The 18140-nt window shown below is 68.6% G+C and carries 19 protein-coding genes; 5 read left to right on the top strand and 14 right to left on the bottom strand.

Going from position 1 to position 18140, the window contains the following annotated elements; genetic code table 11:
• Window positions 1–5: 5 nt before the first annotated feature.
• The 5 genes from GBB76_RS03075 to GBB76_RS03055 form a co-directional block, all read right to left on the bottom strand.
• The gene (locus tag GBB76_RS03075) at window positions 6–353 is read right to left on the bottom strand and encodes an AzlD domain-containing protein (protein WP_152301924.1); all 348 of its coding nucleotides are present in this window, start codon (window positions 351–353) and stop codon (window positions 6–8) included.
• The gene (locus GBB76_RS03070; protein ID WP_246669018.1) at window positions 350–1048 is read right to left on the bottom strand and encodes an AzlC family ABC transporter permease; all 699 of its coding nucleotides are present in this window, start codon (window positions 1046–1048) and stop codon (window positions 350–352) included. Before GBB76_RS03070 ends, GBB76_RS03075 begins: the two co-directional genes overlap by 4 nt.
• Before the next feature lie 239 nt (window positions 1049–1287).
• Complete coding sequence (gene clpA / locus GBB76_RS03065; protein WP_152301922.1) at window positions 1288–3726, bottom strand: ATP-dependent Clp protease ATP-binding subunit ClpA; 2439 nt, start codon at window positions 3724–3726, stop codon at window positions 1288–1290.
• Between the two features lie 31 nt (window positions 3727–3757).
• Entirely contained in the window at window positions 3758–4093 is a 336-nt protein-coding gene (clpS, locus tag GBB76_RS03060) for an ATP-dependent Clp protease adapter ClpS (RefSeq protein WP_152304734.1), read from the bottom strand.
• 264 nt (window positions 4094–4357) lie between these two features.
• Window positions 4358–4696 carry a phasin family protein gene (locus GBB76_RS03055; RefSeq protein WP_152301921.1) on the bottom strand — a complete coding sequence of 113 codons (339 nt, stop codon included), beginning with the start codon at window positions 4694–4696 and terminating at the stop codon, window positions 4358–4360.
• A gap of 381 nt (window positions 4697–5077) precedes the next feature.
• On the opposite strand from GBB76_RS03055, the gene GBB76_RS03050 reads away from it, so the two are divergent.
• Entirely contained in the window at window positions 5078–6760 is a 1683-nt protein-coding gene (locus GBB76_RS03050) for a D-alanyl-D-alanine carboxypeptidase (protein WP_246669017.1), read from the top strand.
• 9 nt (window positions 6761–6769) lie between these two features.
• On the opposite strand, the gene GBB76_RS03045 is transcribed toward GBB76_RS03050, so the two are convergent.
• Together GBB76_RS03045 and GBB76_RS03040 are read right to left on the bottom strand one after the other, a co-directional pair.
• A complete protein-coding gene (locus GBB76_RS03045) occupies window positions 6770–7468 on the bottom strand; it encodes a DnaJ domain-containing protein (protein ID WP_152301920.1) in 699 nt (232 codons plus the stop codon).
• Window positions 7465–8178: a VWA domain-containing protein gene (locus GBB76_RS03040; protein WP_152301919.1), complete on the bottom strand. Its 714-nt coding sequence runs from the start codon at window positions 8176–8178 to the stop codon at window positions 7465–7467. Before GBB76_RS03040 ends, GBB76_RS03045 begins: the two co-directional genes overlap by 4 nt.
• A 130-nt stretch (window positions 8179–8308) precedes the next feature.
• Between GBB76_RS03040 and panC the strand changes: the two genes are divergently transcribed.
• The gene (gene panC / locus GBB76_RS03035; protein WP_152301918.1) at window positions 8309–9169 is read left to right on the top strand and encodes a pantoate--beta-alanine ligase; all 861 of its coding nucleotides are present in this window, start codon (window positions 8309–8311) and stop codon (window positions 9167–9169) included.
• A gap of 13 nt (window positions 9170–9182) precedes the next feature.
• Here panC and GBB76_RS18700 read toward each other — a convergent pair whose 3' ends face one another.
• From GBB76_RS18700 to GBB76_RS03025, 3 genes are all read right to left on the bottom strand, one after another.
• Entirely contained in the window at window positions 9183–9353 is a 171-nt protein-coding gene (locus GBB76_RS18700) for a hypothetical protein (protein ID WP_202911157.1), read from the bottom strand.
• Window positions 9354–9417: 64 nt separating this feature from the next.
• Window positions 9418–9852 (bottom strand): DUF1489 family protein, encoded by a 435-nt coding sequence (locus GBB76_RS03030; RefSeq protein ID WP_152301917.1) that lies wholly within the window; start codon window positions 9850–9852, stop codon window positions 9418–9420.
• Window positions 9853–9882: 30 nt separating this feature from the next.
• Entirely contained in the window at window positions 9883–10557 is a 675-nt protein-coding gene (locus tag GBB76_RS03025; RefSeq protein WP_152301916.1) for a glutathione S-transferase family protein, read from the bottom strand.
• 607 nt (window positions 10558–11164) lie between these two features.
• Between GBB76_RS03025 and GBB76_RS03020 the strand changes: the two genes are divergently transcribed.
• Together GBB76_RS03020 and GBB76_RS03015 are read left to right on the top strand one after the other, a co-directional pair.
• Window positions 11165–11845 (top strand): DUF599 domain-containing protein, encoded by a 681-nt coding sequence (locus GBB76_RS03020; RefSeq protein ID WP_152301915.1) that lies wholly within the window; start codon window positions 11165–11167, stop codon window positions 11843–11845.
• Complete coding sequence (locus tag GBB76_RS03015; RefSeq protein WP_152301914.1) at window positions 11838–12128, top strand: DUF3253 domain-containing protein; 291 nt, start codon at window positions 11838–11840, stop codon at window positions 12126–12128. Before GBB76_RS03020 ends, GBB76_RS03015 begins: the two co-directional genes overlap by 8 nt.
• On the opposite strand, the gene GBB76_RS03010 is transcribed toward GBB76_RS03015, so the two are convergent.
• The 3 genes from GBB76_RS03010 to mgtE form a co-directional block, all read right to left on the bottom strand.
• Window positions 12125–12943: a YdcF family protein gene (locus GBB76_RS03010; protein WP_246669016.1), complete on the bottom strand. Its 819-nt coding sequence runs from the start codon at window positions 12941–12943 to the stop codon at window positions 12125–12127. The genes GBB76_RS03015 and GBB76_RS03010 overlap by 4 nt on opposite strands.
• Window positions 12940–15249, bottom strand: coding sequence for a bifunctional diguanylate cyclase/phosphodiesterase (locus GBB76_RS03005; protein ID WP_162375460.1), 2310 nt, complete (start codon window positions 15247–15249; stop codon window positions 12940–12942). The genes GBB76_RS03010 and GBB76_RS03005 overlap by 4 nt, the downstream gene beginning before the upstream one ends.
• Window positions 15250–15345: 96 nt before the next feature.
• Complete coding sequence (mgtE, locus tag GBB76_RS03000) at window positions 15346–16740, bottom strand: magnesium transporter (RefSeq protein ID WP_152301912.1); 1395 nt, start codon at window positions 16738–16740, stop codon at window positions 15346–15348.
• A 192-nt stretch (window positions 16741–16932) separates the two neighbouring features.
• Between mgtE and GBB76_RS02995 the strand changes: the two genes are divergently transcribed.
• Window positions 16933–17226 carry an acylphosphatase gene (locus tag GBB76_RS02995; protein WP_152301911.1) on the top strand — a complete coding sequence of 98 codons (294 nt, stop codon included), beginning with the start codon at window positions 16933–16935 and terminating at the stop codon, window positions 17224–17226.
• Between the two features lie 9 nt (window positions 17227–17235).
• Here GBB76_RS02995 and lipB read toward each other — a convergent pair whose 3' ends face one another.
• Complete coding sequence (lipB, locus tag GBB76_RS02990) at window positions 17236–17973, bottom strand: lipoyl(octanoyl) transferase LipB (protein ID WP_152301910.1); 738 nt, start codon at window positions 17971–17973, stop codon at window positions 17236–17238.
• Between the last annotated feature and the right edge of the window lie 167 nt (window positions 17974–18140).

Raw genomic sequence — 18140 nt, 5'->3', positions numbered from 1 at the left:
CCGGCTCACGCCACGCCGAGCCACCAGGCGCCGACGACGAGGATCGCCTCGGCCACCAGCACGCCGGCCAGCACGGAGCGGCGCACCGCGAGGAAGCCGGCGATGCCGCCGGCCACCGCGCCGACGCGCAGCCAGAGCGGCAGCGCCACCAGTGCGCCGCTCGGCACCAGCACGAGGCGGGCCACCACGGCGGCAAGCAGCGCCGTCGCCACCGCCGTCACCCAGCGCATGCCGGCGCTGTCCTCGTCGATGCGCCGGCCGAACAGCACGCCCAGCACGCGCCAGACCTCGTTCGGCAGGAAGCCGATGAAGATCACGATCAGCACGGCGGTGAACTCGCTCAGGCCGCTCATGGCGCGCGCCTCGGGCGATAGCGGTCGATCAGGAAGGCCAGCGTTCCCCCACCCACACCGGCCCAGAACAGGTCGAGCCCGCCCGGCGAACCCGCCGCCAGCGGTATGATGGCGGTACCGAGCCCGATGGCGAGCCAGTCCACCGTGTGGCGCGCATTGCGCACGAGCAGGATGGTGAAGGAAATCGGCGTCAGCAGAAGCAGCGCCACCGCCAGCGGCCCGGGCAGCGTGTGGCTGAGAAAGAAGCCGACCCCGGTGCCGAACATGGAGAGGACCGACAGCCCGAGCCCGAGTCCGGTCGCGAAGGCCGGGCGGCCGTCGGGATCCACCTTCGGCAGCAGGCGGAAACCCTCCACCCACATCGTCACCGCGACGAAATGGGCGCAGACCAGCTCCCGCCACAGGCTGGGGCGCGGTCCGCGCATCAGCGGCATGAGCGACACGACCATCGGCAGCAGCCGCACCCCCGACAGGCACACCGCCAGCGCCAACGCCGGCAGCGAGCTGCCCGCCGCGAGGCCGCCAACGAGGATCACCTGCGCCGGCAGGGCCCAGACCAGCACGGTCGAGAGAAGCCCCGCCCCGACGGGAAAGCCGAGATCGTGCAAGAGCCCGCCAAAGCCGACGAACGTCACGATGAGCACGATGCCCGGGACATGAAGCGAGGCCGCGAGGCCGCGCAGGAACCAGTACACAGGGCGGCGCGGGACCGGAACGGGCGATGGGGGATCTGAATGCATAACGCTCATCTCGACGCCCGCGCTACATCGGCCCCCCGGTTCCCGGCGTCAAGCGACCCATCCGACGCCGGCGCGGTGCCGCGCGCATGGCTGCCATGTCAGGCAACGACGAGGACGTGCCCCCGGAATCGAACCGCCCGCGGCGTGACCCGCGGGCGGCTCTTACATTCGTCCCTCGCCTTCCAGGAGCGGGATCAGGCCTTGACCAGCGGCACCTTCGGCACGCGCGAGCTTGTCGGCTTGGCGCGTCCGGCGGCACCCGCCGGCTTCTTGGCCTTGGAAGCCGGCGCCTTGCGGCGCGGGGCGCGCTTGGGCTTGGCCGGGGCGATCTTCTCCGGCTTGGGCGTGATCGGGCCCTCGGGGAACTCGAAGCCGAGCGAGGTCTCGCCCTCCTCGTCGGTCTTCAGCACCACGCGGACATGGCCGCCCGAACGCAGCTTGCCGAACAGCACCTCGTCGGCCAGCGCCTTCTTGATGTGCTCCTGGATCACCCGGCCCATCGGGCGGGCGCCCATCTGCTGGTCGTAGCCACGCTCCACCAGCCAGGCGGTCGCATCGTCGGAAAGCTCGATGGTCACGTTGCGGTCGGCCAGCTGAGCTTCGAGCTGCAACACGAACTTCTCCACCACCAGCGCGATGATCTCGTTGGTGAGATGCGCGAAGGGGATGATCGCGTCGAGGCGATTGCGGAACTCCGGCGCGAACAGGCGGTTGATCGCCTCCACGTCGTCGCCCTCGCGCTTGGAGCGCGTGAAGCCGAAGGCCGACTTCGACAGGTCGGCGGCGCCCGCATTGGTCGTCATGATCAGAATGACGTTGCGGAAATCCACCTGCTTGCCGTTGTGGTCGGTCAGCTTCCCGTGGTCCATCACCTGCAGCAGGATGTTGAACAGGTCGGGATGCGCCTTCTCGATCTCGTCGAGCAGCAGCACGCAGTGCGGGTGCTGGTCGACGCCGTCGGTCAGCAGGCCGCCCTGGTCGAAGCCGACATAGCCGGGAGGCGCGCCGATCAGCCGCGAGATGGTGTGCCGCTCCATGTACTCGGACATGTCGAAGCGCAGCAGCTCGACGCCGAGGCTGGAGGCGAGCTGCTTGGCCACCTCGGTCTTGCCGACGCCGGTGGGGCCCGAGAACAGGTAGGAGCCGATCGGCTTCTCCGGCTCGCGCAGCCCGGCGCGGGCGAGCTTGATGGCCGAGGACAGCGCCTCGATGGCCTTGTCCTGCCCGTAGACGACGCGCTTCAGCGTGGTCTCCAGCGCCGCGAGGATCTCGGTGTCGGACTTGGAGACGGTCTTGGGCGGGATACGGGCGATGGTGGCGATGGTCGCCTCGATCTCCTTGACGCCGATGATCTTCTTGCGCCGGGCCTCGGGCAGCAGCATCTGCGCCGCGCCCGACTCGTCGATGATGTCGATCGCCTTGTCCGGCAGCTTGCGGTCATGGATGTAGCGCGCGGAAAGCTCCACCGCCGCCTTGATGGCGTCGTTGGTGTAGCGCAGCCGGTGGTAGTCCTCGAAATAGGGCTTGAGGCCCTTCAGGATCTCGATGGCGTCCGGCACGGTCGGCTCCGGCACGTCGATCTTCTGGAAGCGGCGCACGAGGGCGCGGTCCTTCTCGAAGTACTGGCGGTACTCCTTGTAGGTGGTCGAGCCGATGCAGCGCAGCGTGCCGGAGGCCAGCGCGGGCTTGAGCAGGTTGGAGGCGTCCATCGCGCCGCCCGAGGTCGCGCCGGCGCCGATCACCGTGTGGATCTCGTCGATGAACATGATGGCGTCGGGATAGGCCTCGATTTCCTTGACCACCTGCTTGAGGCGTTCCTCGAAATCGCCGCGGTAGCGGGTGCCGGCCAGCAGCGCGCCCATGTCGAGCGAGAAGACGGTGGCCTTCCTGAGCACGTCCGGCACCTCGCCGTTGACGATGCGGCGGGCGAGTCCCTCGGCGATGGCAGTCTTGCCCACGCCGGGATCGCCCACGAAGAGCGGGTTGTTCTTCGAACGGCGGCACAGCACCTGGATGGTGCGCTGGATCTCGCCGTCACGGCCGATCAGCGGATCGATCTTGCCCTCGCGCGCCTTTTTGTTGAGGTTGACGCAATAGGCTTCGAGCGCATCGGCCTTCTTCTTGGTCTCCTCCCCGGTCTTCGTCTCCGTCTCCTCTTCGGCGCCCCGCACAGGACGGCTTTCCGACATGCCGGCGCGCTTGGCGATGCCGTGGCTGATGTAGTTGACCGCGTCGTAGCGGGTCATGTCCTGCTCTTGCAGGAAATAGGCCGCATGGCTCTCACGCTCGGCGAAGATCGCGACCAGCACGTTGGCGCCGGTCACTTCCTCGCGGCCGGAGGACTGCACATGGATGACGGCACGCTGGATCACACGCTGGAAGCCGGCGGTCGGCTTGGAATCCTCGCCGCCATCCTGCACCAGATTGTCCAGCTCGGTATCGATATATTCGACGAGGTTGCGACGGAGCTTGTCGAGGTCGACATTGCAGGCGCGCATCACCGCCGCCGAGTCCTGGTCGTCGACCAGAGACAGCAGCAGGTGCTCAAGGGTCGCATATTCGTGATGACGCTCGTTGGCGAGCGCGAGGGCCCGGTGAAGCGACTGCTCGAGGCTGCGGGAGAAGGTGGGCATCGGGACCTCTTCGTTTAGCCGTCGCGGAGCGTCACTTCTTCTCCATGACGCACTGCAAAGGATGCTGGTGCTTGCGCGCGAAGTCCATAACCTGCGTGACCTTTGTCTCGGCCACTTCGTAGGTGTAGACGCCGCACTCCCCCACGCCATGCTGATGCACATGCAGCATGATCTGTGTGGCTTCCTCCCGATTCTTCGTGAAGAAGTGCTCGAGCACGTGCACGACGAACTCCATTGGCGTGTAGTCGTCGTTGAGCAGGAGCACCCGGTAGAGATTTGGCCGCTTCGCCTGCGGCTTGGTGCGGGTGATGACCGCCGTGCCGGGCGCGTTGTCGCCGCGCCGTCGACGCTCGTCGTCAGCCATCATCGTTGCACGTGGATCGGACGTGTACAGGTCGGACATTCAGGCTTTCCCCAAACCGGCGCGCCGGTTCATGAGGGTTATAATATGTATGCCCCCCCGCAGACGCCAGAGGCGCCGTGCGCTCCCGCTGTCGCAATACGGTGACAATTTGCCCGGCGGCACGGTGGCCTGAGCCTCGGTGACGTACCGCCCGTCGCCGAAACGCAAAAGGCCCGGCGTTGCCGCCGGGCCTTGCGAAAGCAAGCGTGGAGGGCTGGAAGCCAGCTCTCACTTGGCTCCGGGAATCTTGCCGAGAACGCTCTCGTAGGGCTTGTAGCTCTCCTTGGCGAGGTCGGCGTAAAGCTCGCCGATCTTGGTCGCCTGGGCCACGAAGCCCTCATAGGCATTCTTGAAATAGTCGGACTGGATCTCGACCGCCTTGTCGAGGGTCTTGGCACCAAACAGCTTCTCGGCCGTCGCGGTGCCTTCCTCGAAGGACTTCTTCGAGTAGTCCGCGACTTCCACGGCGATCGCCTGGAAGCCCTTGGAAACGGTGCCGAAGCTCTTGACCGCGAGGTCCATGTTGTCCTTGCCGAGCTTCTGGATGTCGTCGAAATTCTGAGCCATTTGAGCCAACTCCTGTCGTGTCGCCACACGCGTTGCGCTCTTTTTCAGCCGCACGCGCCCGGGAACTCTCCCTGACCCCTGTGTACTGCGCCGCACCATTCGACGTCAAGCGAAATTGTGCAGCGCAACATGAGCGGCGTGTGGCCCCGGCATCGCGGCATCGCCACCCCCGCCCCTTCTTCTCGCCACATCCACACGCTTGAAAGCCGTTCTTTACGACTTTGTAACCGCGCCCTTCTTAAGGTTTGGGAAGTGATGGTTCGGCAGGGTTCCTTAACCGATCCGGCTCGCCGCGCGGCCCACAAAGGTGGCGCGACGAGAGAAGCCCTGCCGGGCGCGTTGGGTTCCGGCGCAAGCCGGCTAGAGTAGCGGGACGAGTAGATGCGGGTTCCGGGAATTGTCGGCACGCTTGTCATGCGTGCCGCCGTGGCGGTGTTGGCGGTCTCCCTCATCGGGGTCGGTGCCTCGGAAGCGGCGTCGAAGAAAAAGAAGACGGCACGCAGCAAGGCGACCGTCACACGTACGGCCGCTCCGAGCGGCACCTGGCATCGCGGCTATTCCCATATCGTCATGGACGCCAATACGGGCCGCGTTCTCGACGCCGAGAACGCCGACGCCCTGCGTCATCCCGCTTCCGTCACCAAGGTGATGACGCTCTATCTCCTGTTCGAGCAGCTTGAATCCGGGAAGATGCGGCTCAATACGCCGCTGCGCGTCTCGCGCTATGCCGCCTCCCAGCAGCCGTCCAAGCTTGGCGTGAAGCCCGGAACCACTATTTCCGTCGAGGACGCCATCCAGGCGCTCGTCACCCGCTCGGCCAACGACGTCGCGGTGGTCATCGCGGAGAACATCTCTGGCGACTCGTCCAGCTTCGCCCAGCTCATGACCCGCCGCGCCCGCCAGCTCGGCATGTCCCGCACCACCTTCCGCAACCCGAACGGCCTGCCCAACCCGCAGCAGGTCACCACGGCCCGCGACCTCGCCGTCCTCGGCCGTGCGGTCCAGGAGCGGTTCCCGAAGTACTACGGCTACTTCGAGGAGCGCAGCTTCATGTATCGCGGCGTGGCCATCCGCAACCACAACCGCCTGCTCGGACGGGTGGAAGGCGTCGACGGCATCAAGACCGGCTACACCGCCGCCTCCGGCTTCAACCTGCTGACCAGCGTCAAGGTGGACGGCCGCTACGTGATCGCGGTCGTTCTCGGCGGCACCAGCGCCGGTGCGCGCGACAACAAGATGGTCGCACTGATCAACCGGCACCTGCCCCGCGCCTTTGCCGGCCGCCAGACCGTCGCTCGCATGAACAGTGCCCCGACCGGCGCTGGCTCAGACGAGGAGATCGGCGCGCCGGTGGCGCTCGCCTCGGCCGATCCGGCTCCGCTGCCCGTTCCCGCACCGGCCAACGCCCAGGCGCGCGCCACCATCCCCGTTCCCGCCGCCAATCCGCGCGTCGCCATGGCCTCGGTGGTCTCGGACGCTGACGTCACCGCCTCGGTGCCCACCCCCCTGCCGCCGCCTGTCCGTGGCAACCAGACCGCAGCCGACGGACCGGCCGCCGGTTCTGTTGCCCCCATCGTACCCGTCGCCGTGAAGACGGTCGCCATCGCCCGCCCGACCGCCCCTACTGCCAGCTTCAGCAATCAGCCCGGCATTCTCGGCACGCTGTCCTTCTCCGGCGGCCAGTCCAGCGGCGCCACGCAGGCTCAGGCGGCCCCGGCCCAGCGCGCCATCAAGCAGCAGGTGCAGCTTGCCAGCGCCGGCCCGACCGAGATTCCGCGCCAGGAGGCCGAGCAGGCCGAGCGGGCGGCGACGCCGCCCTCCGGCTGGGCGATCCAGATCGGCGCCTTCGGCAGCGAGGCGGACGCCCGCGCCCAGATCGCCAAGGCCCAGCAGAAGGCGCCCGGCGCCCTCTCCAAGGTCGACGCCTACACCGAGGAAGCCGTGAAGGGCTCGACGAAGATCGTGCGCGCCCGCTTCGCCGGCTTCGATCAGGAGTCGGCCGCGCGCAGGGCCTGCCAGGCGCTCAAGCGGAGCGACTTCGGCTGTATGGTTTTCCGTAACTGACGGGAGGGTTCAATGCCCGTCGAGCAGGATGTCCTTGGCTTCGTTCACCCGGGCGGCGAGATAGTTCGACCCGCCCTGATCGGGATGGAGTTTCTTCATAAGGGATCGGTGGGCTTTGCGGACCTCGTCCGCCCCCGCCCCCGGCTGAAGCCCCAGGATCTGGTAGGCCTCCTCTTCCGTCATCGCGCTACGGCGCGCCGGATCAGTGCGCCGCCGGCCCGCGTCGCCATCAGCGTGTTCACGCCAACCGGGCGACCGGCGGTCAAGATAAGCTTCGAGTAGCTGCCGGCTCTCCGCGTCCACGTCGAGGGCGAGGCGCGCGAGAGTCGGCACGTCCAGCGCGTCGAGCGCCGTGCCGGACAGCGGACCGGCGATCACCTTGCCGGTGAGCCGCCCGCTGTCATGGTCGAGCTCCATGTCGAGCGCGGCGGTACGCACCTTCGAGCTTCGTCCCGGACTGGCCTTGCCGCGCGACCACGGCAACGCGCCGCGAATGTCCCAGCCGATCAGCGACAGTCCGAAAAGCCCCAGGGGGAGCGCGGTCTCGATATGGCCGCGCAGCCCCACGAAGCCGGCGATGGCAAGCAGGGCCATGCCGCCGACCCGGCGCCCGAGCCGGGCCAGCGCCTTCGCGTCGGCGCGGCCAAACGCCTTCAGGCCGTAAAAGATGAAGGCGACGATGGCCGCCCCGACCAGCAGATTGATCATCGCGAATCCTGCATCGCCGAGATCAACCGGCGGGCGCCGGGAGAACTGCCGGCCAGCGCCGCGAGCGCCTTCGAGCCGCCCGCCGCGTAGCTCGCCACCGCCCGCAGCAAGGCCCGCAATTCGGCGGCGGCGCCGGCGTCGAAACGGCAATAGGCGCCGCGCGTGAGCCGGGCGATCTCGCGGAAGCCGCGTTCCACCGCCGGATCGGCACCCTCCTGGAACATGAACACCGGCACCCCGCGCAGGGCGAGCGGCCCAGCCTCGGCGCAGAGCGCGTCGATGGGCTCCTCCAGCGCGTCGCCGACGAACACCAGCGCCCCGACCGGCCCCTTGCCGGCCTGCGCCTCGGCATGGCGCAGCACGCGGCCGATCTGCGTGCGTCCGCCCTGGCAGTCGATGCGCGCCATCAGCGCGCCCAGCTTGCCGCCGTCCGCCAGCCAGGGCGAGGCCCGGCATTCGCCAATGCCCCGGTAATAGACGAGCTGGATGTCGAGCCCGCCGATCTTCGACGCCTCATCGAACATCTCTCCCTGCAGGCCGCAGGCCATGTCCCATGTCGGCTGCCGGCTCAACGTGGCGTCGAGGGCGAAGATCAGCCTGCCGCGCCGCTCGGCGGTCAGCGGCACGCGCTGCTCCACCTCCGCCAGAAAGGCGGCGATGTCGGCCGAGACGGCGGCCGGGGCGGTGTCCTTGCGTTTCTCGATGGCCATGCGGATGCCCGTGCGGATTCGCGGCGAGTGTAGCGGGCCGGTGGGGCCGGCGAACAGGGGCCCTCGCCGATGGTTGACCCCCCTTCCCGCTCTGCTAGCTTCCGCCGCCCGAACGACAGGGGAGCCGAACATGGCCACGCCGCGCAACATCCGCACCGTCCACACCGTCGCCGAGCTGCGCGAACAGGTGGCGCGGTGGCGGGCGGCGGGCGAGACGGTGGCGCTGGTGCCGACCATGGGCGCGCTGCATGCCGGCCATGTCGCGCTGATGGAAGCTGCGAAGGCGCACGCGACGCGGGCGATCGTCTCGATCTTCGTCAACCCGACCCAGTTCGCCCCGACCGAGGATCTCGGCCGCTACCCGCGCACGCTGGAGGCGGACCTCGACAAGGCGGAAGGCGCCGGTGTCGCGCTGGCCTTCGTGCCCGACGTCGCGGAGATGTACCCGGAAGGCTTCGCCACCACCGTTTCGCTTTCCGGGCCGGCGCTGGGGCTGGAGACGGATTTCCGCCCGACCCATTTCGCCGGCGTCGCGACCGTGGTCGCCAAGCTGCTGGGTCAGGCGGCGCCCGACGTGGCACTGTTCGGCCAGAAGGACTACCAGCAGCTTCAGGTCGTCACCCGCATGGCGCGCGACCTCGACCTGCCGGTGCGCATCCTCGGCGTGCCGACGGTGCGGGAGGCGGACGGCCTCGCCCTCTCCTCCCGCAACGTCTATCTCTCGCCCGAGGATCGCGCCGGCGCTCCGGCGTTGCATCGCGCGTTGAGCGCGGCGGCGGCCGACATCGCCGGCGGCGCCGATATCGCCGCGAGCGTCGAGACGGCGCGCCACGCGGTCATCGCCGCCGGCTTCGCGCTGGATTACCTGGAGGCCCGCCACGCCGCCACGCTGGCGCCGGTCGCGGCCCGGTCCGACGGTCCGATCCGGCTCCTCGTCGCCGCCCGCATCGGCGCGACGCGGCTGATCGACAATCTCGCCGTGCCGGGCTGATCCGCGTTTCGCGTCACACGACGCCGAAATAGCTGATCGCCATGCCGACGATGACCAGCGCCAGCCCGATGCCGAGCACATAACGCATCGGGCGCACCTCGACGGCCTGCCGCTCCTCGGTGTCCGCCTTCACCACGGCCTCGCCATTCCTAACGACGCGGTGATCATCCGAATCCTGCACCATCGGTCTCTCCTTTCCTCGCTGTCAGGACGACAACGCGGAAGGCGGCCTTCGGGTCCGACATCGGTCAGAGCAGGCCGAGCGAGCGCAGCTCGCGGCGCAGAGTGTCCGGCAGCGCCGGCGCGTCGCCTCCCGCCGCCAGATCGGCCGGAACGTCCTTGTCGGCGAGGTAGCGCCAACCCTGGAAGGGCCGGTTCGGCCGCGGCATCACCCGGTGCACCACCGGCTCCATCACCAGATGGCAGCGGCGGATGCCGTCGCCGTCGACGAAGGGGCGGATGCCGGTGAGGCGCTGGCGGCAGGCCACTTCGCCCTTGATGACCCAGTAGAGCGAACCGCCGTCCAGCAGCTCGGTCATGCGCGTGGGCACCATACGGGTCGTGTGCACCTGCTCGGCCGTCTCGCCGCGCGCCGTCTTGCCGGCGAGATTCTCGGCAATCCACTCCTCCAGGTCCTCGATGGACTCGGCGCCGACGCAGAGCTTCAGGAGGTGGAGCGGCATGGCACGGCTCGCATGGGGAGTGACGCCCCTCTATACGCGCTTGACGGTCGGCCAGTCGACCTCGTCCTCCGGCAGTGCCCCGGTTTCCTTCAGCGCCGCCTCCTTCCACGCGACGAAGGCCGGGTGCGCGTGGATGGCGTCGACATAGGCGTCCGCCACCGGGTCGAGCGCGACCCCATAGGTGCGCAGCCGCGTCGCGACGGGGGCGTACATCGCATCCGCGCCGCAGAAGGCGCCGTAGAGGAAATCGCCGCCGGCCCCGAACCGGGCACGCGCCTCGTTCCAGCGGCGCGTGATACGGCGGACATCGGCGAGCGCCTCCTCCGGCAGAGCGCGCGGCTCGATCGGACGCCAGAGGTTCATCGGCGCGGCACCGCGCAGCGCGCCGAAGCCGCCATGCATTTCGGTGGCCAGCGAGCGCGCATGCCCCCGCGCCGCCGGATCGGACGGCCAGACGCCCTTGTCGGGAAAGCGCTCGGCGAGGTGCTCGAGTATGGCGATGGATTCCCACACCACCGCCTCGCCGTCGATCAGCACCGGCACCCGGCCGGCCGGCGAATGCTCGCGCACGCGCTCCTTGAAATCGGGCGCGTCGAGCGGGACGAGGATTTCCTCGAACGGGATACCCAGCGCGGTCAGCGCCAGCCAGGGACGCAGCGACCAAGAGGAATAGTTCTTGTTTCCGATGATGAGCCTGAGCGCCACCGTGTTTCTCCTTGGGAGGGGATCGGCGGCAGGTTCGGGCAAATGCCGCGCCGGCGCAAACGCATGACGCTTATGGCGGCGATCAATCCGCGTGATCGCGGGAGCCGAAAAGCAAACGGCCCGGCCTTGCGGGCCGAGCCGTCATAAAACTCTCAGGGTGGCTGCTCTCGGCCGCCTAGGACCGGAATGCCTCAGCTGGCGACGGTCTGGACCGCCTGGAAACCGCCGAAAAGGTAGACAAGGGCAACGCCAGCCAGAAAGGCGACAACGGCCCAACGCGCAACTCCCCAACAGGAGTGCTCGGATACCGAATTCATGTTGATCCTCGGAACGTTTCGTTCGCCGCGCGGCCTCGCGAGTTCGACTCGGCGCAGGCGCTAGCTGCAACAACACTTAATGAAACGTTACCGATTTCGCAATCGCGAAAACGCCACATTCCACTTCCGGCGCCGCAGGACAGACCCGCCCGGCACGCATGACAGGCTCATGACAGGGCCGCCGCCTCCCCGCGCCGCGCCTATTGAAAGCCGGCCGCTCCCGCCTCACCATGCACGCGACCGCCCGCCGCACCGGCGCCGGCGAAACGCGGGGCGCAGCAGGCAAGGCCATGTTCGGGTTCAGCTATATCGACGCGCTCGCCTTCGCGGTCTTCGCCCTCGCGTGGATCACCTATCACGGCATGATGGAGGGGAGATGGGCGGAGACGCGCTCGCTCAACCGCCGCATGGATGTGTTCCGCACGCAGTGGACGCAGCGCATGCTGGCGCGCGAGAACCGCATCGTCGACGCGCAGATCGTTGCTGCGCTGCAGAACGGAACCGCCTTCTTCGCCTCGACCTCGCTGCTGGCCATCGGTGCCTCGCTGGCCATCCTCCAGTCCACCGACGCGGTGATGGCGATCTTCCGCGACCTGCCCTTCGTAGAGTCGAACCGGTCGGGCTGGGAACTGAAGACGCTGGGCCTGACGCTGATCTTCGCCAACGCCTTCTTCAAGTTCGCCTGGGCCTACCGGCTGTTCAACTACACGACCATCCTGCTCGGCTCGACGCCGCCGCCTTCCGAGGCCGCCACGCCGCAGGCGCAGGCGCATGTGATCAAGCTCGCCCGCATGGCGACGGTCGCCGGCCGCCATTTCAATCGCGGACAGCGTTCCTTCTTCTTCGCCATCGCCTATCTCGGCTGGTACATCAACGGCTGGGCGCTGATGGCGGCGACGGTCGCCATCTTCCTGGTCATGGTCAACCGGCAGTTCGGGCCGGATTCGCATTGGGTACTCGACAGTGAATGACAATTCTTCGGGCGAACGCACCGTCCGCCCCTCCGAAGAGGCGGCCGAGGCCGCCATCCTCGCGGTCGCCGCGCAACCGGGCGCGGGGCGGTCCGTGGCGCCCGAGGAAGTGGCCCGCAGCCTTGCCACCGGCCCCGACTGGCAGAGCCTGCTGCCGCTCGTCCGCCGGGCGGCGGTGAGGCTCGCCGGGGCCGGCCGGCTCGTCATCTATCGGAAGGGCAAGCCGGTCGATCCGGCGGAGCTGCGCGGCGTCTACCGGCTCGGCCTGCCGCCGCAGGGTTAGTTCGGCGGCGGCGCCGGGAACGGACTGGCGATCCACCGGGTCAGGTAATAGGCGGCCAGCCCCACCCATTCGCGCAGCGCGAGATCGAAGAAGCCCAGCCCCTGCGCCACCGAATCGAAGGGGCGCAGCCATCCGGCCTCGCCGGTGGTGCGGAAATCGACGGGATAGGCAATGACCGGGAAGCCGGCCGCCTCGAAGCAGCCGACGGCGCGCGGCATGTGAAAGGCCGAGGTGACGAGCAGCCAGCGCTCGCCCGGTTTCGGCTGGATCAATGCGCGGGCGAGACGCGCATTCTCCGCCGTGTTGCGCGAGGTACGCTCGAAGGCGACCCGCCCCTCGTCGAGACCGATCTGCGGCAGCGCCCGACGGACGACCTCGGCCTCCTGCATCGGCTGCGTGCCGAGGCTGCTGCTGCCGCCGGCGAAGACGAGGCGGGCCTGCGGGTAGCGGCGCCCCAGCTCGCCCATGGCCAGTATCCTTTCGGCGGATTCCTGGAAGGAGGGCTGCCCGCGCGCGGCGGTGATGGCGGGCAGTTCGGCGCCACCGAGAACGATGACGCCATCGACCCGGCCGCCATCGTCGACATAGGCGGGGAAACGGTCCTCCAGCGCGAGCAGCAGGACACGCCCGAACGGGCCGAGGCCGACGAGCAGCAGCCCGCCGACGCCGAGGACGGCAAGGCAGCCGCCCACCCGTCGCCAGCGCAGCGCGAGCAGCAGCCCGCAAGCCGCCAGCAGCGCGAGGAAGGTCGACGGCACGGCGACCATCCAGACGAGCTTGGAGGCGACGAAGAAAAGGCCGCCGGGATCCGTCACAGGACCACGCGGGTGCGTGCCGGCGAGGTCGAGGCCGGCACCACACGCTCAAGATAGCGGTTGATGCTGGTGACGGGCACCGGGCCGGCCAGCAGATAGCCCTGCACGTGATGGCAGCCGACCGATTGCAGGTAGCGCAGTTGCTCGCGCGTCTCGACGCCCTCGGCCGTGACCGTGATGGCCAGCGCGCGCGCCAGCCGCACCACGCAATCGATGATCGCCGCCGCGTCGTCGCTCTGGCCGATGTTCTGGGTGAAGGCGCGGTCGATCTTGATCGTGTCGACGCGGAACCGGCGGATATAGCCCAGCGAGGAGTAGCCGCTGCCGAAATCGTCCAGCGCCACGCGGATGCCCATGCGGCGCAGGGCGGCGAGCGAGGCGAAGGCTTCCGGCTGGTTGCCGAAGAGCAGGTTCTCGGTGATCTCAATCTCCAGCCGGTCGGCGGGAAAGCCGGTCTCTTCGAGGATCTGCTTCACCTGCTGATCGAGATCGCGCCGGCGGAAGTCGACCGGCGAGAGATTCACCGCGAGCTTCACCCCGCCCCAGTCGCGCGCCTGGGCGCAGGCATTGCGCAGCACCCACATGTCCAGCTCGGTAATGAGCCCGGTCTGCTCGGCGATGGGAATGAACTCGCCGGGCGAGACGATGCCGCGCGTCGGGTCGAGCCAGCGCACCAGCGCCTCGAAGCCGACGACGACCTCGCCGTCGACGGCGAATTGCGGCTGGTAGTAGATGGTCAGTTCGCCGCCGGCCAGCGCCCGCCTCAGCTGTATCTCGAGGTCGCGCCGCCGCATGACTTCGCGCTCCATGCTGGGCGCGAAGATCTGCGCGTTGCCGCGCCCCTCGGCCTTGGCGCGGTAGACCGCGATGTCGGCGAGGCGGATCAGTTCGATGGCGTCGAGGCCGTGATCGGGCGCCACGGTGCAACCGATGGAGCCGTTCACCACCAGCGTCTGCCCGCCCACCCGCACCGGCTGGCGGATCGTGTCGAGGATGATCTCGCCGGCCTCGGCGATTTCGGTGTCCTTGTCGATGGAGATGAGGATCACGAACTCGTCGCCGCCGAAGCGCGAGGCCAGCACGCCCTTGAACGGCAACCGGCCCAGACGCTGGCCGATCTCGGCGAGCAGCAGGTCGCCGACATGATGGCCGAGCGTGTCGTTGATGTCCTTGAAGCCGTCGAGATCGAGGAACATCAGCGCCAGACGGTTGTAGCGGTCGACCCGCCGCAGCCTCTCGCCCAGCGTGCGCATCAGCATGGTCCGGTTGGCGAGGCCGCAGAGCGGGTCCGTATAGGCCAGACGCGAGGCCAGCTCCTCGCTTTCGGTAAGCTCCTTTGTGGCCCGGCGGGCGTACCACAGCACGATGGCCGCGACGGCGAGCAGCAGCGCGGCGGTTCCGATGAGCGCCGGCAGCAGCGCTGAGAGCAGTTCCCGGCCGGGATTCTGCGGCTCCCAGGTCAGCCAGGCCGGCCGTGCCTGACGGTCCTGGAAGGGAATGCCAACCCCCTGTCGGCCCGGTTCGGGCGGTTCGTCCGACACCCTGGGAGCGACCATGTGCAGTTCGCCGACCAGATCGCTCAGGAAGCGCCGTTCGAGGAACAGGACGGTCACGGCCACCGGCGGAACGCGCGAGGGCGAAACCACGCGACCGTAATCGGGCATGATGCTGATGGCGCCGACCAGCGCCGGCCGGCCCTCCACGCGCATGTAGCCGGCGCGGAACACCGGCGGATTGTCGCGCCCGCGCGGCTCCCCGTCCTGCAGGGTCTTGAGGGCGAGAAGCTGGTCGCGGAAGGCCGCCGCCACGCCGGCGACGAGCGGAGCGATCGCGTCGGCGTCGTAGGGCGCCGACGACAGGTCCATCGCGACACCGTCGACGGACGCATAGGCCGGGCCGCTTTCGAGCACGATATAGGAGCGATCGTGGCGCTGGGTGTTGTAGAGCCACTTGCCGAAGTTCTGGTCGACCCATTCCTCGTCGAGGAAATAGGCGGTGCGCAGCACCGACTCGTCCCAGTGCGCGAAGCTCGACAGGTCGCGTTCGAGGAAGGACGCGCGGCGCTGGAGCGCATCCGTGACCAGCCGGCTCCAGCGTTCGCGGGCGGCGATGTCGATCCGCTCGGCCGCGACGAGGGCGAAGGCGCCCATGACCATCACGGCCGCCAGGATCACCAGCGCCACCGCGAGGATCATGCCGTCGCCCGCCCGCAACCGCCGGCGCGGGATCACGGAAACGGCGGCCGCGTCCGCAGCCGCCTCGTCCCTCAACTGGAAGGCCAGACGATCCCTCTCGGGCGCCCCCATCCGCTCCTCCGACCGGCTGCCGTCATCCACAACGCATGCCGCGGCATCGTGAGAACAATCCGGATTGGCCATGCATACAAACTTTAACGGCAGAGTTCAAAACCACAGCGACGCAATCCCGAGAAACGCAAAAAAACCAACGACATCGGTCACGGTCGTCACGAAGGGCCCCGACGACACCGCAGGATCGACCTTCAGCCGATCGAGCAGCAGTGGGATCAAGATACCACCAAGTGCGGCGGCGACCAGATTGATGATCATCGCCAGTGCGATCACGAAGCCCAGATCGGCGATTCCGAAGCGGGCGAAGACGACGACGGCCATGATGACGGCGAAGACGACGCCATTGAACAGGCCCACCAGCAGTTCGCGGGCGACGACGCGCCGTGCGTTGCTTGGCCGCAGCTCACGCGTCGCCAGCGCGCGCACGGCGACCGTCATGGTCTGCGTGCCGGCATTGCCGCCCTGGCTGGCGACGATGGGCATCAGCACCGCCAGCGCCACCATGCGGTGAAGCTCCTCCTCGAACAGCGCGATGACGAAGGAGGCGATGTTGGCGGCGATCAGGTTGAGAAGCAGCCACGAGAAGCGGCTCTTGGCGATGTACCAGAAGCTGTCGGACAGCTCCTCGTCGCCGGCGACGCCGCCGAGCGCCTTGAGGTCCTCGTCGGCCTCCTCCTGGATGACGTCGACGATGTCGTCGATGGTGAGCACGCCGACGAGGCGGTCGCCCTCGTCGACCACGGGCGCGGAGATCAGGTTGTAGCGCTCGAAGACGCGGGCGACGTCCTCCTGGTCGTCGGTCGCCTTGACCACATGGCGGTCCGGCGTGACCACCTCGCCGAGCTTGACGCCCCGCTTGGTGCGCAACAGCCGGTCGAGCGGCACCGAGCCGCTGAGGCGATAGGACGGATCGACGACGAAGACTTCGAAGAAGACGTCCGGCAGACCCTCGGTCTCGCCGATGTAGTCCAGCGCCTGCCCGACGGTCCAGAACGGCGGCAGCGCGATGAACTCGGTCTGCATGCGCCGGCCGGCGCTTTCCTCGGGGTAGTCGAGGCTGCGCTGAAGCGCGGCGCGCTCCGGCACCGGCAGGTCGGCAAGGATCGCCTGCTTCTCGGCGTCGTCGAGATCTTCGAGGATGTAGACCGCGTCGTCGGATTCGAGATCGCGCATGCCCTCGACGACGGTCTGGCGCGGCAGTTCCTCAAGGATCTGCAGGCGCACCGTCTCGTCGAGTTCGGTCAGCGCGGTGAAGTCGAAATCGCTGCCGAGCAGCTCGATCATCAGCGGCCGGTCGGCGGCCGGCAGCGCCTCCAGCAGCCGCGCGAGATCGGTTTCGTGCAGGTCGGCGACGATCGCCTTCAGCGCCGCGATGTTGCGCGTCTCTATGGCGCCCGCCACCGCCGCGACGAAGCCGGGCTTGTCGATGGGATCGGCTTCGTGGTCCGGCCCGCGCGGCGGAACGGCGAGATCGGTCTCTTCGCGCATGCTTTCTCCGGTGCGGGTGAAGGGTCGCAGACGCTGTTTCCGCCTTCCGAAAACCCTCGTCCAATCTAGGGGGATTCTTGTTAATGAAGCGTCGGCGGCGGCACATTTCCACCGTCGGCAACGCCCCATTCGGCAATCCGGTTCGTTTGCCGGCCCTAGCTTATACGGGCCTTGGCTTATACGGAGACGACCATGAGCGAGACCACTGCCACCCGCTTTGCCATACGCGGCCGCGTGCAGGGCGTTGGCTACCGGGCCTGGTTCGCGCGCGAGGCGGTGCGCCGGGGGCTCAAGGGCTGGGTGCGCAACCGGCACGACGGCTCGGTCGAGGCGCTGGTCTTCGCCCCGCCCGAAGATCTGGAGGATCTGATCCTCGCCGCCCGCCGGGGACCTCCCTCGGCGGCGGTCGCGGAGGTGCGGGCGGCCGGGGAGACCGTGCCGGTTGGTGAGGCCTTCGACGACTTCGCGGTCTGGCCGACGGGCTAGGGAGGCCGGCTAGCCGGCGTCCTCATCCACCACCGGCCCGAACACGGTCTGGAAGGCGCCGCGCAGCGCGAGATCGGCATCCTCCATCGTCACCGGCAGGCCAAGGTCGACAAGGCTGGTCACGCCGTGCTCGCGCACCCCGCAGGGCACGATGCCACCGAAATGCGACAGGTCCGGCTCCACGTTCAGCGAGATGCCGTGCATCGTCACCCAGCGGCGGACGCGAATGCCGATGGCGGCGATCTTGTCCTCGCCCTCGCCCGCTTTGGTGGGATGGCGGACCCAGACGCCGACGCGGTCTTCGCGGCGCTCGCCGCGGACGTTGAACGAATCGAGCGCGCGGATGAGCCACTCCTCCAGCGCCGCCACATAGCGGCGCAGGTCCGGCTCGCGGCGCTTGAGGTCCAGCATCACATAGGCCACCCGCTGGCCGGGGCCGTGATAGGTGAACTGCCCTCCCCGCCCGGTCTCGAAGATCGGGAATCGGCCGGAATCGACCAGATCCTCCGGCCGCGCGCTGGTGCCGGCGGTGTAGAGCGGGGGATGCTCCAGCAACCACACAAGTTCGTCGGCGCGGCCGGCGGCGATGTCCTCGGCCAGCGCGTCCATTGTCGCCAGCGCATCGGGATAGGCGACCGGCACGCGCGACACGCGCCAGCGCACCGGCGGGCTGCCGGGCCGGGGCAGGAGCAGCGGCGAGAGCGCATCGCGGGCGATGGCGGGAGCGGAGCCTGGTGCGTCGTTCATGGCCTCTAGATAATCACGCCTCCGCTCGCTGTCTCCTGCGTCGCGACCGGCGGCGCCATGCGCGGGGAGCGTGGCTGTCCACAGCCTGAGCGGCCGGCGGACCCGCAGCGGGCGCGGGCCTTGTGGAGCCCCATTCGATCTGTTAGACGATGCCCCGCTCGCGCCGG

This window comes from Ancylobacter sp. TS-1 (assembly GCF_009223885.1).
Taxonomy (GTDB): domain Bacteria; phylum Pseudomonadota; class Alphaproteobacteria; order Rhizobiales; family Xanthobacteraceae; genus Ancylobacter.
The sequence above is the reverse complement of the archived record's forward strand: the minus strand, read 5'-3'. Positions and strand labels throughout refer to the sequence as shown.

Coding starts and splice junctions, on each gene's coding strand:
- GBB76_RS03075 (WP_152301924.1), bottom strand. CDS start 353: ATGAGCGGCCTGAGCGAGTTCACCGCCGTGCTGATCGTGATCTTCATC.
- clpA (WP_152301922.1), bottom strand. CDS start 3,726: ATGCCCACCTTCTCCCGCAGCCTCGAGCAGTCGCTTCACCGGGCCCTC.
- clpS (WP_152304734.1), bottom strand. CDS start 4,093: ATGATGGCTGACGACGAGCGTCGACGGCGCGGCGACAACGCGCCCGGC.
- GBB76_RS03055 (WP_152301921.1), bottom strand. CDS start 4,696: ATGGCTCAGAATTTCGACGACATCCAGAAGCTCGGCAAGGACAACATG.
- GBB76_RS03050 (WP_246669017.1), top strand. CDS start 5,078: ATGCGGGTTCCGGGAATTGTCGGCACGCTTGTCATGCGTGCCGCCGTG.
- GBB76_RS03045 (WP_152301920.1), bottom strand. CDS start 7,468: ATGATCAATCTGCTGGTCGGGGCGGCCATCGTCGCCTTCATCTTTTAC.
- GBB76_RS03040 (WP_152301919.1), bottom strand. CDS start 8,178: ATGGCCATCGAGAAACGCAAGGACACCGCCCCGGCCGCCGTCTCGGCC.
- panC (WP_152301918.1), top strand. CDS start 8,309: ATGGCCACGCCGCGCAACATCCGCACCGTCCACACCGTCGCCGAGCTG.
- GBB76_RS18700 (WP_202911157.1), bottom strand. CDS start 9,353: ATGGTGCAGGATTCGGATGATCACCGCGTCGTTAGGAATGGCGAGGCC.
- GBB76_RS03030 (WP_152301917.1), bottom strand. CDS start 9,852: ATGCCGCTCCACCTCCTGAAGCTCTGCGTCGGCGCCGAGTCCATCGAG.
- GBB76_RS03020 (WP_152301915.1), top strand. CDS start 11,165: ATGTTCGGGTTCAGCTATATCGACGCGCTCGCCTTCGCGGTCTTCGCC.
- GBB76_RS03005 (WP_162375460.1), bottom strand. CDS start 15,249: ATGGGGGCGCCCGAGAGGGATCGTCTGGCCTTCCAGTTGAGGGACGAG.
- mgtE (WP_152301912.1), bottom strand. CDS start 16,740: ATGCGCGAAGAGACCGATCTCGCCGTTCCGCCGCGCGGGCCGGACCAC.
- GBB76_RS02995 (WP_152301911.1), top strand. CDS start 16,933: ATGAGCGAGACCACTGCCACCCGCTTTGCCATACGCGGCCGCGTGCAG.
- lipB (WP_152301910.1), bottom strand. CDS start 17,973: ATGAACGACGCACCAGGCTCCGCTCCCGCCATCGCCCGCGATGCGCTC.